The sequence below is a fragment of the Streptomyces sp. NPDC051214 genome (assembly GCF_040682375.1).
GTDB lineage: Bacteria > Actinomycetota > Actinomycetes > Streptomycetales > Streptomycetaceae > Streptomyces.
Genome location: NZ_JBFBAT010000018.1, coordinates 1 through 11,946, shown reverse-complemented (window position 1 = coordinate 11,946; position 11,946 = coordinate 1). Strand labels below are relative to the sequence as shown.

Annotated in this window: 15 protein-coding genes; 8 read left to right on the top strand and 7 right to left on the bottom strand. The window is 70.0% G+C overall.

Annotated elements, in window-relative coordinates; genetic code table 11:
• Window positions 1–63: 63 nt before the first annotated feature.
• The 3 genes from AB0M70_RS36130 to AB0M70_RS36120 form a co-directional block, all read right to left on the bottom strand.
• Window positions 64–783 (bottom strand): transglycosylase SLT domain-containing protein, encoded by a 720-nt coding sequence (locus AB0M70_RS36130; RefSeq protein WP_365827015.1) that lies wholly within the window; start codon window positions 781–783, stop codon window positions 64–66.
• 294 nt (window positions 784–1,077) lie between these two features.
• Complete coding sequence (locus tag AB0M70_RS36125) at window positions 1,078–2,160, bottom strand: S-adenosylmethionine:tRNA ribosyltransferase-isomerase (protein ID WP_365827013.1); 1,083 nt, start codon at window positions 2,158–2,160, stop codon at window positions 1,078–1,080.
• Entirely contained in the window at window positions 2,157–2,867 is a 711-nt protein-coding gene (locus AB0M70_RS36120; RefSeq protein WP_365827011.1) for an SDR family oxidoreductase, read from the bottom strand. The genes AB0M70_RS36125 and AB0M70_RS36120 overlap by 4 nt, the downstream gene beginning before the upstream one ends.
• Window positions 2,868–3,059: 192 nt before the next feature.
• On the opposite strand from AB0M70_RS36120, the gene AB0M70_RS36115 reads away from it, so the two are divergent.
• The 3 genes from AB0M70_RS36115 (at window position 3,060) to AB0M70_RS36105 (ending at window position 5,312) form a co-directional block, all read left to right on the top strand.
• Window positions 3,060–4,241, top strand: a complete 1,182-nt coding sequence (locus AB0M70_RS36115) for a GAF domain-containing sensor histidine kinase (RefSeq protein WP_365827009.1) — start codon at window positions 3,060–3,062, stop codon at window positions 4,239–4,241.
• Complete coding sequence (locus AB0M70_RS36110; RefSeq protein ID WP_365827007.1) at window positions 4,234–4,896, top strand: response regulator transcription factor; 663 nt, start codon at window positions 4,234–4,236, stop codon at window positions 4,894–4,896. The genes AB0M70_RS36115 and AB0M70_RS36110 overlap by 8 nt, the downstream gene beginning before the upstream one ends.
• Before the next feature lie 170 nt (window positions 4,897–5,066).
• Window positions 5,067–5,312, top strand: coding sequence for a chaplin (locus AB0M70_RS36105; protein WP_365827005.1), 246 nt, complete (start codon window positions 5,067–5,069; stop codon window positions 5,310–5,312).
• Window positions 5,313–5,403: 91 nt separating this feature from the next.
• On the opposite strand, the gene AB0M70_RS36100 is transcribed toward AB0M70_RS36105, so the two are convergent.
• Window positions 5,404–6,183: a hypothetical protein gene (locus tag AB0M70_RS36100; RefSeq protein ID WP_365827003.1), complete on the bottom strand. Its 780-nt coding sequence runs from the start codon at window positions 6,181–6,183 to the stop codon at window positions 5,404–5,406.
• A 124-nt stretch (window positions 6,184–6,307) separates the two neighbouring features.
• Between AB0M70_RS36100 and AB0M70_RS36095 the strand changes: the two genes are divergently transcribed.
• The 3 genes from AB0M70_RS36095 (at window position 6,308) to AB0M70_RS36085 (ending at window position 8,695) form a co-directional block, all read left to right on the top strand.
• On the top strand, window positions 6,308–7,105 hold the full coding sequence (locus AB0M70_RS36095; protein ID WP_365827001.1) for an ABC transporter ATP-binding protein: 798 nt from the start codon (window positions 6,308–6,310) through the stop codon (window positions 7,103–7,105).
• 82 nt (window positions 7,106–7,187) lie between these two features.
• Complete coding sequence (locus tag AB0M70_RS36090) at window positions 7,188–7,616, top strand: NfeD family protein (protein ID WP_365827000.1); 429 nt, start codon at window positions 7,188–7,190, stop codon at window positions 7,614–7,616.
• A gap of 119 nt (window positions 7,617–7,735) precedes the next feature.
• Complete coding sequence (locus AB0M70_RS36085; RefSeq protein ID WP_365826999.1) at window positions 7,736–8,695, top strand: SPFH domain-containing protein; 960 nt, start codon at window positions 7,736–7,738, stop codon at window positions 8,693–8,695.
• A gap of 30 nt (window positions 8,696–8,725) precedes the next feature.
• On the opposite strand, the gene AB0M70_RS36080 is transcribed toward AB0M70_RS36085, so the two are convergent.
• The 3 genes from AB0M70_RS36080 to AB0M70_RS36070 all read right to left on the bottom strand — a co-directional run bounded on the left by AB0M70_RS36080 (window position 8,726) and on the right by AB0M70_RS36070 (window position 10,761).
• Complete coding sequence (locus tag AB0M70_RS36080; RefSeq protein ID WP_365826998.1) at window positions 8,726–9,232, bottom strand: HNH endonuclease; 507 nt, start codon at window positions 9,230–9,232, stop codon at window positions 8,726–8,728.
• 146 nt (window positions 9,233–9,378) lie between these two features.
• On the bottom strand, window positions 9,379–9,918 hold the full coding sequence (locus tag AB0M70_RS36075) for a YbhB/YbcL family Raf kinase inhibitor-like protein (RefSeq protein ID WP_365826996.1): 540 nt from the start codon (window positions 9,916–9,918) through the stop codon (window positions 9,379–9,381).
• A gap of 60 nt (window positions 9,919–9,978) precedes the next feature.
• Window positions 9,979–10,761, bottom strand: a complete 783-nt coding sequence (locus AB0M70_RS36070) for a sporulation protein (protein ID WP_365826994.1) — start codon at window positions 10,759–10,761, stop codon at window positions 9,979–9,981.
• Between the two features lie 160 nt (window positions 10,762–10,921).
• On the opposite strand from AB0M70_RS36070, the gene AB0M70_RS36065 reads away from it, so the two are divergent.
• Complete coding sequence (locus tag AB0M70_RS36065; protein ID WP_365826992.1) at window positions 10,922–11,563, top strand: DNA-3-methyladenine glycosylase; 642 nt, start codon at window positions 10,922–10,924, stop codon at window positions 11,561–11,563.
• Between the two features lie 128 nt (window positions 11,564–11,691).
• Complete coding sequence (locus tag AB0M70_RS36060; RefSeq protein ID WP_365826990.1) at window positions 11,692–11,868, top strand: hypothetical protein; 177 nt, start codon at window positions 11,692–11,694, stop codon at window positions 11,866–11,868.
• The last annotated feature ends 78 nt before the right edge of the window (window positions 11,869–11,946 follow it).

Here is an 11,946-nt window from a genome sequence, read left to right as displayed (position 1 = left end):
GGGTGCCGCCCTTCGGCGTCTGCAGAGCCTCGGTGAAGAGGTCCGTTGATCGGGAGATCAGGCTCAGTAGGCGCTGTTCACGTTGTCCATCGACCCGTAGCGGTCGGCGGCGTAGTTGGCCGCGGCCGTGATGTTGGCGACCGGGTCGTAGATGTTCGTGGACGTGCCCTCGACGTGGTACGCGTTGAACGTGGGCTGGATGACCTGGAGCAGGCCGACGGACGGGGTGCCGTTGATGGCGTTGATGTCCCAGCCGTTCTTGGCGTTCGGGTCGCCCGCGGACTCACGGATGATGTTGCGGTGCAGGCCCTCGTAGGAGCCGGGGATGCCCTTGGCCTTCATGATGTCCAGGGACTGGCGGATCCAGCCGTCGAGGTTGTTGGCGTAGACCGGCTTGCGCGCGGCGGCACGGCTCGCGGCTTCCTTGGCCTTGCGCTCGTCCTCGGCCTTCTTCTTGGCCGCGGCCTCCTCGTCGGCGCGCTTCTTCGCGGCGGCGTCGGCCTCGGCCTTCGCCTTCGCGGCGGCGGCGTCCTTGGCCTGCTTGTCGGCGGTGTTGTGCTGCTTGATGACACCGGCGCGGACGGCCTGCTGGGCGTCGACGTTCTGCTTGAAGGCCACCGGGGCGGCCTCGATGCTCTGGGTTTCGGTTCCGGCATCGGCGCTGCCCGGCACGAGGGAGAACGCGAGGGCGGCGGCGCCGAGCGTGGCGACACCGGCGATCGAGAACTTCTGGGTCTTGGTCGGCGCGGGGCGACTATGACCAGGGGTGCTGAGCTTGGACATGGCTGATGGACCTCTTCGAATCGCGGAGGTCGCTCTGGCCGGCGGGGACATGTACTGCTCCGGCACAAACGCCGCGGTGCGAGACCGCGGCGCCGAGCGACGGATGCAATTCTTAGCGGCCGCAAAATTCTGTGGCAAAGCAGTGACGTACGAAGCCGGGTAGTGGATCAGGGGGCGCCGTGTACGCATTTATGGCATGGCAACCCATGCGCATAAAGGACTTTCTCCTCCACTAGGGACCTTCGTACGTGATGCGCGTCCTATGTGCGGGCTCACATCGGACACGTAACAACCTCACCGGCAGTTGCCGTCGCAATTCTCTGCGTGAGCAAACTCCTCCGGAAGGAGGAGATGTACGTCGCCGAACTCGTGCCACAGGTAGAGACGGCGTACGGCCTCCGTATAACCCCGGTCCACGGCGGCCAGGCCCGCGATCGCCTCCAGCATCAGCAGATGCGAGGCCTGCGGCTCGTGCAGCCCCGTGAGCAGCCCGTCCACCACGCGCACGCCCCGCTCGGGCGTCACCACGAGCTCCGTACGGCCCGCCGCCGCCCGGACCACCCCGTCGGGGCCCGCGGCCGACTCGACGGCCCGCACGGCCGTCGTACCGACCGCGATGACGCGCCCGCCGCCCGCCCTGGCGGCGTTGATCAGCCGGGCGGATGCCTCCGGCACCTCGAAGAGCTCGGGATACGGCGGCTCGTGCGCCTCGGGGGACGCCACCCCCGTATGCAGGATGACCGGCGCGAACTGCACACCCCTGCTGACCAGGCGTGCCACCAGGTCCGGGGTGAAGGGCCGGGCCGCGCTCGGCATCTCCGCACTGCCCGCCCCGTCGGCCGACGGCAGCGCGAACACGGTCTGATGTACGGAGAGCGGCTGGTCCCTCTCCGTATAGGAGTAACGGATGGGGCGCCCGTGCCGCCGCAGCAACGACGGCACGTCGGCCGGCACCCGGGCCCACCACAACCGCCCGCTCCCCGGGGCGAGCGGCTCATCGAGGACCAGGCGTACGTCTCCGGGGAGCCGCACGACTGCCTGCGCGGGCCCGCCCACCCGCGCGCGCGTGGTGCCCCTGCCGTCCGGATCCCGCAATTCGACGGCCCACCGTCCGTCGTCGCCCCGCGTCGAGAAATGCACCACCACGCGCGCGTGCCCGACGGTTCCGTCGACCGCGGCGGGCAACGTCTGCGAGGTGTTCACGATCAGCAGGTCCCCGGCCCGCAGCAGCGCGGGCAGGTCGGTGAACGCGTGGTGCGAGACCTCCGTCCCGCGCGACAGGAGCAGCCGCACCGCGTCCCTGCCGAGCCCCGGACCGCGCTGCTCGGCGGGGACACGCGCCGCCAGCTCGTCGGGCACCCGCACGGCCAGCGTCATCGGGCGTCCAATCGGGCGTCCAGAAGAGAGGGGGCGGCGTACCGCCCGCTCGCCGGCCGCGCGTCGAGCAGCCGCAGGAAGGCGGGCACCACCGTCTCGGGCGACGGCCGTCCCGAGGCGTCGTCCACCGGGACGGCCGCCCGGTAGAGATCGGTCCGCATGTCACCGGGATCGACCGCCCACACCCTGATCCCCGGCTCCTCCACGGCGAGCACCGCCGACAACTGGTCAAGCGCTGCCTTGGACGCCCCGTACCCACCCCACGTCTCGTACGCCTCCACGGCCGCGTCGGAGCTGACATCGACCACCGCCCCCGCCCCCGAGGCCCGCAACAGGGGCAGCGCCTCGCGGATCAGCCCCAGCGCCGCCACCACATTGGTCTCCAGAGCCAGCCGCAGCCCATCGGGCGTGAGCTCCTCGAGCCGTACGAGTGGCTCCGCGCCCAGCGCGCTCGCGTTGTTGACCAGCAGATCGAGACCGCCCAGCCTGCCTGCCGCGGCCACCAGCTCCGCCCGGTGCCCGGCGTCCGTGACATCCCCGGCGACGGCCTCCACGCGCGCGCCGCGCCCCGCCAGATCGCGGGCGGCCTCGTCGAGCACGGCGGCTGTTCTCGCCTCGAGGACCAGACCCCAGCCCCGCTCGGCGAGCGCCGCCGCCAGCGCGCGCCCCAGCCCCTTCGAAGCCCCCGTGATGATCGCTACCGGCATGACGTCCGTCCCCTCGGGTCACCCTGCGGCCGCTTCCCCAGCCGATGACCCCACGGTAGGAACGCGAACGCTCCCGGCGCCTCGTGCGTCGGCCGCAACCACTCAGGGCCCTTGGGCCTACGCCGACAGCCCTAGGCGGCGGCCACCACTGGTCCGATACGCACTGTCACACCCCGCCGGTACGGTGAGGCCATGAGTCAAGGTCCCCGGTCCGGCCTGAACGCGGTGAGCTCCGCGCTTCTCGCCATGAGCAGGCAACTGGAGGTGCGCGACGTCCTGAAGACGATCGTCGCCTCCGCCCGCGAGCTGCTCGACGCGGAGTACGCGGCGCTCGGCGTTCCGGACGACCACGGAGGCTTCGCCCAGTTCGTCGTCGACGGCGTCAGCGACGAGCAGTGGCGTGCCATCGGCCCGTTGCCCCGCCAGCACGGCATCCTCGCCGCGATGCTGCACAAGGCCGAGCCCGAACGCCTCGCCGACGTGCGCGAGGACCCCCGCTTCGAGGGCTGGCCGTCCGCCCACCCGGACATGTCCGACTTCCTCGGCCTCCCGATCCGGTACGGGGACGAGACGCTCGGCGCCCTCTTCCTCGCCAACAAGCTGCGATCTTCCGGGGGGCGACCCCCGGGCCCCCGAAGGCCCACAAAGCCATCCGGCGGTTGCGGCTTCACGGCCGACGACGAAGAGCTCCTGTCGATCCTCGCCCAGCACGCCGCGATCGCCCTCACCAACGCCCGTCTCTACGAGCGCAGTCGCGAGCTGACCATCGCCGAGGAGCGCTCGCGCCTGGCGCACGAACTGCACGACGCCGTCAGCCAGAAGCTGTTCTCGCTGCGCCTGACCGCCCAGGCCGCGGCCGCCCTGGTGGACCGCGACCCCTCGCGCGCCAAGGGCGAACTCCAGCAGGTGGCCGCGCTCGCGGCCGAGGCGGCGGACGAACTGCGCGCCGCCGTCGTGGAGTTGCGCCCCGCCGCCCTGGACGAGGACGGCCTGGTGGCCACCCTGCGCACGCACACGCAGGTCCTGGACCGCGCGCACTCCGCCGCCGTCACCTTCGAGAGCTGCGCGGTCCGCGCCCTGCCCGCGGCCCAGGAGGAGGCGATGCTGCGCGTCGCCCAGGAGGCGCTGCACAATGCCTTGCGGCACTCCGGCGCGGAGCGCGTCTGCGTGACCCTGGTGCGACGCGGCGCCGGAGCCGTGCTGCGCGTCTCTGACGACGGCTGCGGCTTCGACCCCCGCGCGATCCGGCGCGCGGGGCGGCACTTGGGCCTGGTCTCGATGCGGGACAGGGCCGGCGGGGTCGGCGGACGGCTGACGGTGGAATCGGAGCCCGGCAAGGGCACGACGATCGAGATGGAGGTTCCCGGTGGCTGACGCCGTGTTCAAGACGAAGACGGGGATCCGGGTGCTGCTGGTCGACGACCACCAGGTGGTCCGCCGCGGTCTGCGCACGTTCCTCGAGGTGCAGGACGACATCGAGGTCGTGGGTGAGGCGTCGGACGGCGCCGAAGGGGTCGAGCAGGCCGAGAGGCTGAAGCCGGACGTCGTCCTCATGGATGTCAAGATGCCCGGCATGGACGGGGTCGAGGCCCTGCGCAAGCTCCGCGAACTGGCCAACCCCGCGCGCGTGCTCATCGTCACCAGCTTCACCGAGCAGCGCACGGTCGTCCCGGCCCTGCGCGCCGGCGCCGCCGGGTATGTCTACAAGGACGTCGACCCGGACGCCCTGGCGGGCGCCATCCGGTCCGTGCACGCGGGGCATGTGCTGCTGCAGCCCGAGGTGGCGGGCGCGCTGCTGTCCCAGGAGGAGGCCAACACCGGGCAGGGGAGGGGCGGTTCGCTCACGGAGCGGGAGCGCGAGGTCCTCGGGCTCATCGCCGACGGCCGTTCGAACCGCGAGATCGCGCGCGCCCTCGTCCTCTCCGAGAAGACCGTCAAGACCCATGTCTCGAACATCCTGATGAAGCTGGACCTCGCCGACCGCACCCAGGCCGCCCTGTGGGCCGTCCGACACGGTGTGACCGGCTGATTGACGTTTCTGCGTACCCGGCCGACGGGCGCGACGGATGGATGCGTTCCGGTCTGAGATTCATACCGTCGTGTCAATGTCCCCCGATTGGCGCAACCTGTGCGCCGCCCGGCCGTTCTTCAGTGCGTGCTGCGGCGGCTGGCCGCGGCGATCGCTAGGAGGGTCCAGAAGTGAAGAACCTGAAGAAGGCCGCTGCTGTCACGATGGTGGCGGGTGGCCTCGTCGTCGCCGGTGCCGGTCTCGCCTCCGCCACGGACGGTGCGCACGCGGACGGCAAGGCCGTGAAGTCGCCGGGCGTCGGCTCGGGCAACCTCGTCCAGGCGCCGGTGCACATCCCCGTGAACGCCGTGGGCAACACCGTGTCGGTCATCGGCGCCCTCAACCCCGCCTTCGCGAACGACGGCCTCAACGCCTGACGCGAAACCCAGGTCGAGCAGTGACCACCGGCCCCCCGGGTGACTCCCGGGGGGCCGGTCTGTCGAGCCCCGTGGGTGCGCGCCCCCAGGGCTACCGCTCCCGCTCCTCCACATAGGCGTTGTACGCGGCCACCTGCGCCCGTCGAGCCGTCCGTTCGACCGGTCGCAACGCCTCGCCCCGCGCGGCCATCTCCGAGGCGCTCACGGCTCCGCCATGGCCGTTCTCGTACGCCACCGAGATCAGCAGGCCGACCCGCTGGGCCAGCTCCAACACCCGTACGGCACGCGGCGGATATCCGGGGGCCAGCGCCTCGCGCCCGCGCTCGGCCCGCGCCCGGTACGCGTCCACCGCGGCCTCGGCGACCGGCCCCGAGCCCGCGACATCCAGCCGCGAGAGCACCTCCGTCGCATCCCGCAGCGCCTCGGCCAGCTCACGCTCCGCCTCGCCCAGCGAGGGCACATCGGCGGGCGGCGCCTCCCGGACGGGCAGACAGTGCCAGAGGACCTCCACGTGCACGTCGCCCTCGGGCCCCGCCTCGGACACCTCGGGCACCAGGCCGTACGGCGCCCCGAAGGCGACGACGGCCTCCTGCGCGTCCAGGGCGCGGGCGTTGAACGCGGGCGGACCGCTCAGACCGAGCGGATGGCCCGGCGCGGGCAGCGCGACCCGCAGCCCGGTCACCCCGAGCGTGCGCAATCGTCCGACGGCGAGCGTGAGACCGACGGGCCCCGACTCGCCGGGAAGACCTTCGACCCGGTGCACGGCGTCGTCACCGACCATCGCGTGCACCGCGTCATCCGGCGAGACAAGTCCGGCAAGAAGGGCATTTCCCCATGCCGCCAGGCGTCCTGAGCGTGGTTCCGAGAGCATGCGTACAGCCTAAGGACCGGGCTAAGGGCTGGAGCGCTCGACCGGTGGCGTAGGTTTTCTCCCAGGGGACTGCGTTTCACAGACGCAAGCGAAAGCCGAGACTGCAATGGGAGACAACGCGCTCATGAGCGATGTACTGGAGCTGGAGGACGTATCCGTGGTCCGCGAGGGCCGGGCTCTGGTGGACCAGGTCTCCTGGTCGGTCAAGGAGGGTGAGCGCTGGGTCATCCTCGGACCGAACGGCGCGGGAAAGACCACCCTCCTGAACGTCGCGTCCAGCTACCTCTACCCGAGCACCGGAACCGCCACCATCCTCGGCGAGACCCTGGGCAAGCCCGGCACGGACGTCTTCGAGCTCCGCCCGCGCATCGGCGTGGCCGGCATCGCGATGGCCGAGAAGCTGCCCAAGAACCAGACCGTGCTCCAGACGGTGCTCACCGCCGCGTACGGCATGACCGCCGGCTGGCACGAGAACTACGAGGACGTCGACGAGCAGCGCGCCCGCGCCTTCCTCGACCGCCTCGGCATGACGGACTACCTGGACCGCAAGTTCGGCACCCTCTCCGAGGGCGAGCGCAAGCGCACCCTGATCGCGCGCGCTCTGATGACCGACCCCGAGCTGCTCCTCCTGGACGAACCCGCCGCGGGCCTCGACCTCGGCGGCCGCGAAGACCTCGTACGCCGCCTCGGCCGCCTCGCCCGCGACCCGATCGCCCCCTCGATGATCATGGTCACGCACCACGTCGAGGAGATCGCCCCCGGCTTCACCCACGTCCTCATGATCCGCCAGGGCAAGATCATGGCCGCGGGCCCGCTGGAGCTCGAACTGACCTCCCGCAACCTCTCCCTGTGCTTCGGACTGCCCCTGGTGGTCGAGGAGCGCGGCGAGCGCTGGAGCGCACAGGGTCTCCCGCTCGGCTGAGACGGCGCGAACAGCCGGACCCGCTCCGGCCGGTAGATCACGTGCCCTGTGCGAGAAGGTCCCGCGGTCCTACCATGACCACGTGGACATCGACGCATGGGTGTGGTGGCTGATCGGCGCCGCCGCACTCGGAATCCCGCTCGTACTGACCGCGATGCCGGAGTTCGGCATGCTCTCCGTGGGCGCCGTCGCGGGCGCCGTGACCGCGGGTCTCGGCGGCGGCACCGTGCTCCAGGTCGTCGTGTTCGCCGCGGTGTCGGTCGCGCTCATCGCGGTCGTACGCCCGGTGGCGGCCCGGCACCGCTCCCAACGGCCCGAACTGGCCACGGGAGTCGAGGCGTTGAAGGGCAGGACAGCCGTCGTCCTGGAACGTGTCGACGCCTCCGGCGGCCGCATCAAACTCGCCGGCGAGGTCTGGTCGGCCCGCGCGCTCGACACCGCCCAGAGCTACGAGGCGGGACGCGAGGTGGATGTCGTCGAGATCGACGGAGCGACGGCCGTCGTCATGTGAATCGACCACGGGGTGTGCGGCGGTCTGTCAGACTCGACCAGCAAGATCTTCGCCGACCCGCGTGCCGGCTCTGCGGATCTTCCGGGAACACCGAGGCAAGAGGGGTACGGGGAGCAACGATGCAACCAATCATCATCGTCCTGATCATTCTGGTGGTGCTGGTCTTCATCGCCCTGATCAAGACGATCCAGGTCATCCCGCAGGCCAGCGCCGCGATCGTCGAGCGCTTCGGCCGCTACACACGCACGCTGAACGCGGGCCTGAACATCGTCGTCCCGTTCATCGACTCGATCCGCAACCGCATCGACCTCCGTGAACAGGTCGTCCCCTTCCCGCCCCAGCCGGTGATCACCCAGGACAACCTCGTGGTGAACATCGACACCGTCATCTACTACCAGGTGACCGACGCCCGAGCCGCGACGTACGAGGTCGCCAGCTACATCCAGGCGATCGAGCAGCTCACCGTCACCACCCTGCGCAACATCATCGGTGGCATGGACCTGGAGCGGACCCTGACCTCCCGCGAGGAGATCAACGCGGCGCTGCGCGGCGTCCTCGACGAGGCCACCGGCAAGTGGGGCATCCGCGTCAACCGCGTCGAGCTCAAGGCCATCGAGCCGCCGACCTCCATCCAGGACTCGATGGAGAAGCAGATGCGCGCCGACCGCGACAAGCGCGCCGCGATCCTCCAGGCCGAAGGTGTACGGCAGTCGGAGATCCTGCGCGCCGAGGGCGAGAAGCAGTCCGCGATCCTGCGCGCCGAGGGTGAGGCCAAGGCCGCGGCCCTGCGCGCCGAGGGCGAGGCCCAGGCGATCCGTACGGTCTTCGAGTCCATCCACGCCGGAGACCCGGACCAGAAGCTCCTGTCGTACCAGTACCTCCAGATGCTCCCGAAGATCGCCGAGGGCGACGCGAACAAGCTCTGGATCGTCCCCAGCGAAATCGGCGACGCCCTCAAGGGCCTCGGCGGCGCGCTCGGCAACTTCGGCCCCCTGGGCGGCAACTCCGGCAGCTCGGGCGCCTCCGGCCAAGTCCCCGCCCCCGCCACCGAGCGCCGCGAACAGCCACGGATCGACTGAGGCCTCGACAGGGGGGCGCGGGGTGCGGAGCTAGGCCGCGGGCTGAGCCAGCCACTCGGGCAGCGAGGCCAGTTCGTCCCGGCCGAGCGCGAGCAGCATCGCGTCGGCCGGTGTCGGCTCGAAGGGCTGCCGCAGCAACGGCATCCCGGCCTCTTCAGGCGTACGGTCCGCCTTGCGGTGATTGTCCGTCGCACACGAAGCGACCGTGTTCAGCCAGGAGTCCGCACCACCCTGCGCCCGCGGCACCACGTGGTCCACGGTCGTCGCCCGCCTCCCGCAGTACGCGCACCTGTGCTGGTCCCGCACGAGGACACCCCGCCGCGACCACGGGGCCCGTCTTCGGAACGGCACCCGTACATACCTGCAGAGCCTGATCACCCGAGGCACCGGTATCTCCACCGCCGCCGCGCGCACACGGAGTCCGGGGTGGGCCTGCTCGACGACGGCCTTGTCGCTGAGGACCAGCACGACGGCACGGTTCAGCGTCACCGTCGACAGCGGCTCGAAGCTCGCGTTCAGCACCAGCGTGTCCCGCATTTCGCCCACCTCCCGTATGCACACCGACCCACCCCTGGCGGGCTGGGATCAACTCTGGCCGGGCACGCCGAGATGGACAACGCAATAAAAAATGCCCGCCCCTGATCACTTCCATGACCAGGGGCGGGCAAACGTTCAGTGAACGCTCAGCTACTCGCGGGAGCCGCGTACTCGGCGAGCACCTGCGCACGCCCGACCGTGTGGAACCGGAGGTTGAACCCGACGACGGCAGGCGAGGCGTCGGAGTCCGGACCGAGCTTCTCCTGGTCCACCGCGTAGACGGTGAACACATAACGGTGCGCCGGGTCACCGGGAGGCGGCGCGGCACCCCCGAACTCCTTCGTCCCGTAGTCGTTGCGCACCTGGATCGCACCCTCGGGCAGCCCCTCGAACTTGCCGCTGCCCGCACCGGTGGGCAGTTCGGTCACCGACACCGGGATGTCGATGACCGACCAGTGCCAGAACCCGCTGCCCGTGGGCGCGTCCGGGTCGAAGCACGTCACGGCGAAGCTCTTGGTCTCCGGCGGGAAGCCTTCCCACCGCAGGTGCGGCGAGGTGTTCCCGGCCGCCTGGACCTGAGCGTCCTTGAGGACCGCACCCGGTTCGAAGTCCTCGCTCACGACCGTGAAGGACGGCACGGGCGGGAGGAAGTCATGCGGAAGCGGCGGCCTCTTGAGCTCGGTCACGTCAGCACCTCCTGGTTGTTTCCTGCTCGGCGGTAGCTCTACAGCTCTTGTCTCCCGAGCCTAGAACCAGTTGCGCTTGCTGCCGACCTGGGACAGCCACTCGTTGAGGTACGCCGCCCAGTCCGTGCCCTGGAAGTCGTTCAGACCGACCTTGAACGAGCGGAACGAGTCGCTGCCCTCACTGAAGAGGCCCGGCTTCTTGTCCATCTCCAGGATGACGTCCATCTCGCGGTCATCGGCCACGAAGCTCAACTCGACCTGGTTGAGGCCGCGGTACTGCTGCGGCGGGAAGAACTCGATCTCCTGGTAGAACGGCAGCTTCTGCCGCGTGCCACGGATGTGCCCGCGCTCCATGTCAGCGCTCTTGAAGCGGAAGCCCAGCTGGATGAACGCGTCCAGGATGGCCTGCTGCGCCGGCAGCGGGTGCACGTTGACCGGGTCCAGGTCGCCGGAGTCCACGGCACGCGCGATCTCGAGCTCGGTGGTCACACCGATGTTCATGCCGCGCAGCTGCTGCCCGTCGATCGAGGTGACCGGCGTCTCCCAGGGGATCTCCAGGCCGAACGGCACCGCGTGCACCTGACCCGCCTGGAGCGTGAACGCCCCACCGAGGCGCAGCTTGGTGAACTCGATGTCCTGCTTCGTCTCCTGGTCCTGGCCCTCGACCTCGACCCGCGCCTGCAGACCGACGGACAGACCCTCGATCTCCTGGTCCACGGACCCGCCCTGGATCCGCACCTCACCCTGGACGACACCACCGGGTACGACGTTGACCTCGGTCAGCACCGTCTCCACCGACGCACCGCCGGCACCCAGGCTCGCAAGCAGCTTCTTGAACCCCATGACTCTCCTCCCCAGGCCCCGCCTGTGGTTCGACTCGACTTGAATCCTTGATCCATACAAACGCGGTGAACCCACGTCCGGTTCCGCGTCCTCGCCCCGGCAGTCCGCCCGGCAGGTGACCACCTGCCCGCACGAACCGTCTCCAGTACGCTCGGACGCCATGATCGAGGCCCCTGACCGTACGCCCCTCACCCATGACTTCTTCGCACGCCCTGTCCTCGACGTGGCCCCTGATCTGCTGGGCCGTGTCCTCGTACGCAGCTCACCGGACGGTCCGATCGAGCTCCGCCTGACAGAGGTCGAGGCCTACGCGGGCGAGGCCGACCCGGGGTCACACGCCTATCGCGGCCCCACCGCCCGCAACAGCGTGATGTTCGGTCCCCCCGGATACGCGTACGTCTACTTCACCTACGGCATGTGGCACTGCCTCAACGTGGTGTGCGGCCCCGAGGGCCAGGCGAGCGGAGTCCTGCTCCGGGCGGGGGAGATCACCGCCGGAGCCGAGACCGCCCGCAAGCGTCGACTCTCGGCCCGCAACGACAGGGAACTGGCCAAAGGCCCGGCACGCCTGGCCACAGCCCTTGACGTGGACCGCAGCCTGAACGGCTCCGACCTCTGCGCGGGCGGGGACGCCCCCCTCACTCTCCTCGCGGGCACTCCTGTCGACCCCGACCAGGTCAGCAACGGCCCGCGTACCGGAGTCGGCGGCGAAGGCGCCGTCCACCCCTGGCGCTTCTGGACGTCCAACGACCCGACGGTGAGCCCCTATCGGGCCCATGCGCCCCGACGCCGCCGAACTTGACGCGGCCCTGGGCGGACCGTAATGTGGCCCGAGCCGCTTGACCCGGTGACGGCAATCTGCCGACAGCTGGAAGCGGCCAACCACTACCTACGACTTCCCCTCAGCGGGGGCGCATTTCGCATGCTCGCATGCCGGAATTCGAACTCGCGAAACTCGATTATGAGTTGCAGAGGGAATCCGCTAACGTAGTGAACACGCCGAAAGGCAAAGGCCCCCAACGGCCACCGGAAATGAAATCCGAACCGGGAACGGAACGGAAAACGGATCTGGTAGAGTTGGAAACGCAAGACAGCAAGACAAAATGAAACACCGAAGGGAAGCGCCCGGAGGAAAGCCCGAGAGGGTGAGTACAAAGGAAGCGTCCGTTCCTTGAGAACTCAACA

Excerpts from the sequence above, each read along its gene's own strand:
- AB0M70_RS36130 (WP_365827015.1), bottom strand. The coding sequence starts at position 783 with ATGTCCAAGCTCAGCACCCCTGGTCATAGTCGCCCCGCGCCGACCAAG.
- AB0M70_RS36125 (WP_365827013.1), bottom strand. The coding sequence starts at position 2,160 with ATGACGCTGGCCGTGCGGGTGCCCGACGAGCTGGCGGCGCGTGTCCCC.
- AB0M70_RS36120 (WP_365827011.1), bottom strand. The coding sequence starts at position 2,867 with ATGCCGGTAGCGATCATCACGGGGGCTTCGAAGGGGCTGGGGCGCGCG.
- AB0M70_RS36115 (WP_365827009.1), top strand. The coding sequence starts at position 3,060 with ATGAGTCAAGGTCCCCGGTCCGGCCTGAACGCGGTGAGCTCCGCGCTT.
- AB0M70_RS36100 (WP_365827003.1), bottom strand. The coding sequence starts at position 6,183 with ATGCTCTCGGAACCACGCTCAGGACGCCTGGCGGCATGGGGAAATGCC.
- AB0M70_RS36095 (WP_365827001.1), top strand. The coding sequence starts at position 6,308 with ATGAGCGATGTACTGGAGCTGGAGGACGTATCCGTGGTCCGCGAGGGC.
- AB0M70_RS36085 (WP_365826999.1), top strand. The coding sequence starts at position 7,736 with ATGCAACCAATCATCATCGTCCTGATCATTCTGGTGGTGCTGGTCTTC.
- AB0M70_RS36080 (WP_365826998.1), bottom strand. The coding sequence starts at position 9,232 with ATGCGGGACACGCTGGTGCTGAACGCGAGCTTCGAGCCGCTGTCGACG.
- AB0M70_RS36070 (WP_365826994.1), bottom strand. The coding sequence starts at position 10,761 with ATGGGGTTCAAGAAGCTGCTTGCGAGCCTGGGTGCCGGCGGTGCGTCG.
- AB0M70_RS36065 (WP_365826992.1), top strand. The coding sequence starts at position 10,922 with ATGATCGAGGCCCCTGACCGTACGCCCCTCACCCATGACTTCTTCGCA.
- AB0M70_RS36060 (WP_365826990.1), top strand. The coding sequence starts at position 11,692 with ATGCCGGAATTCGAACTCGCGAAACTCGATTATGAGTTGCAGAGGGAA.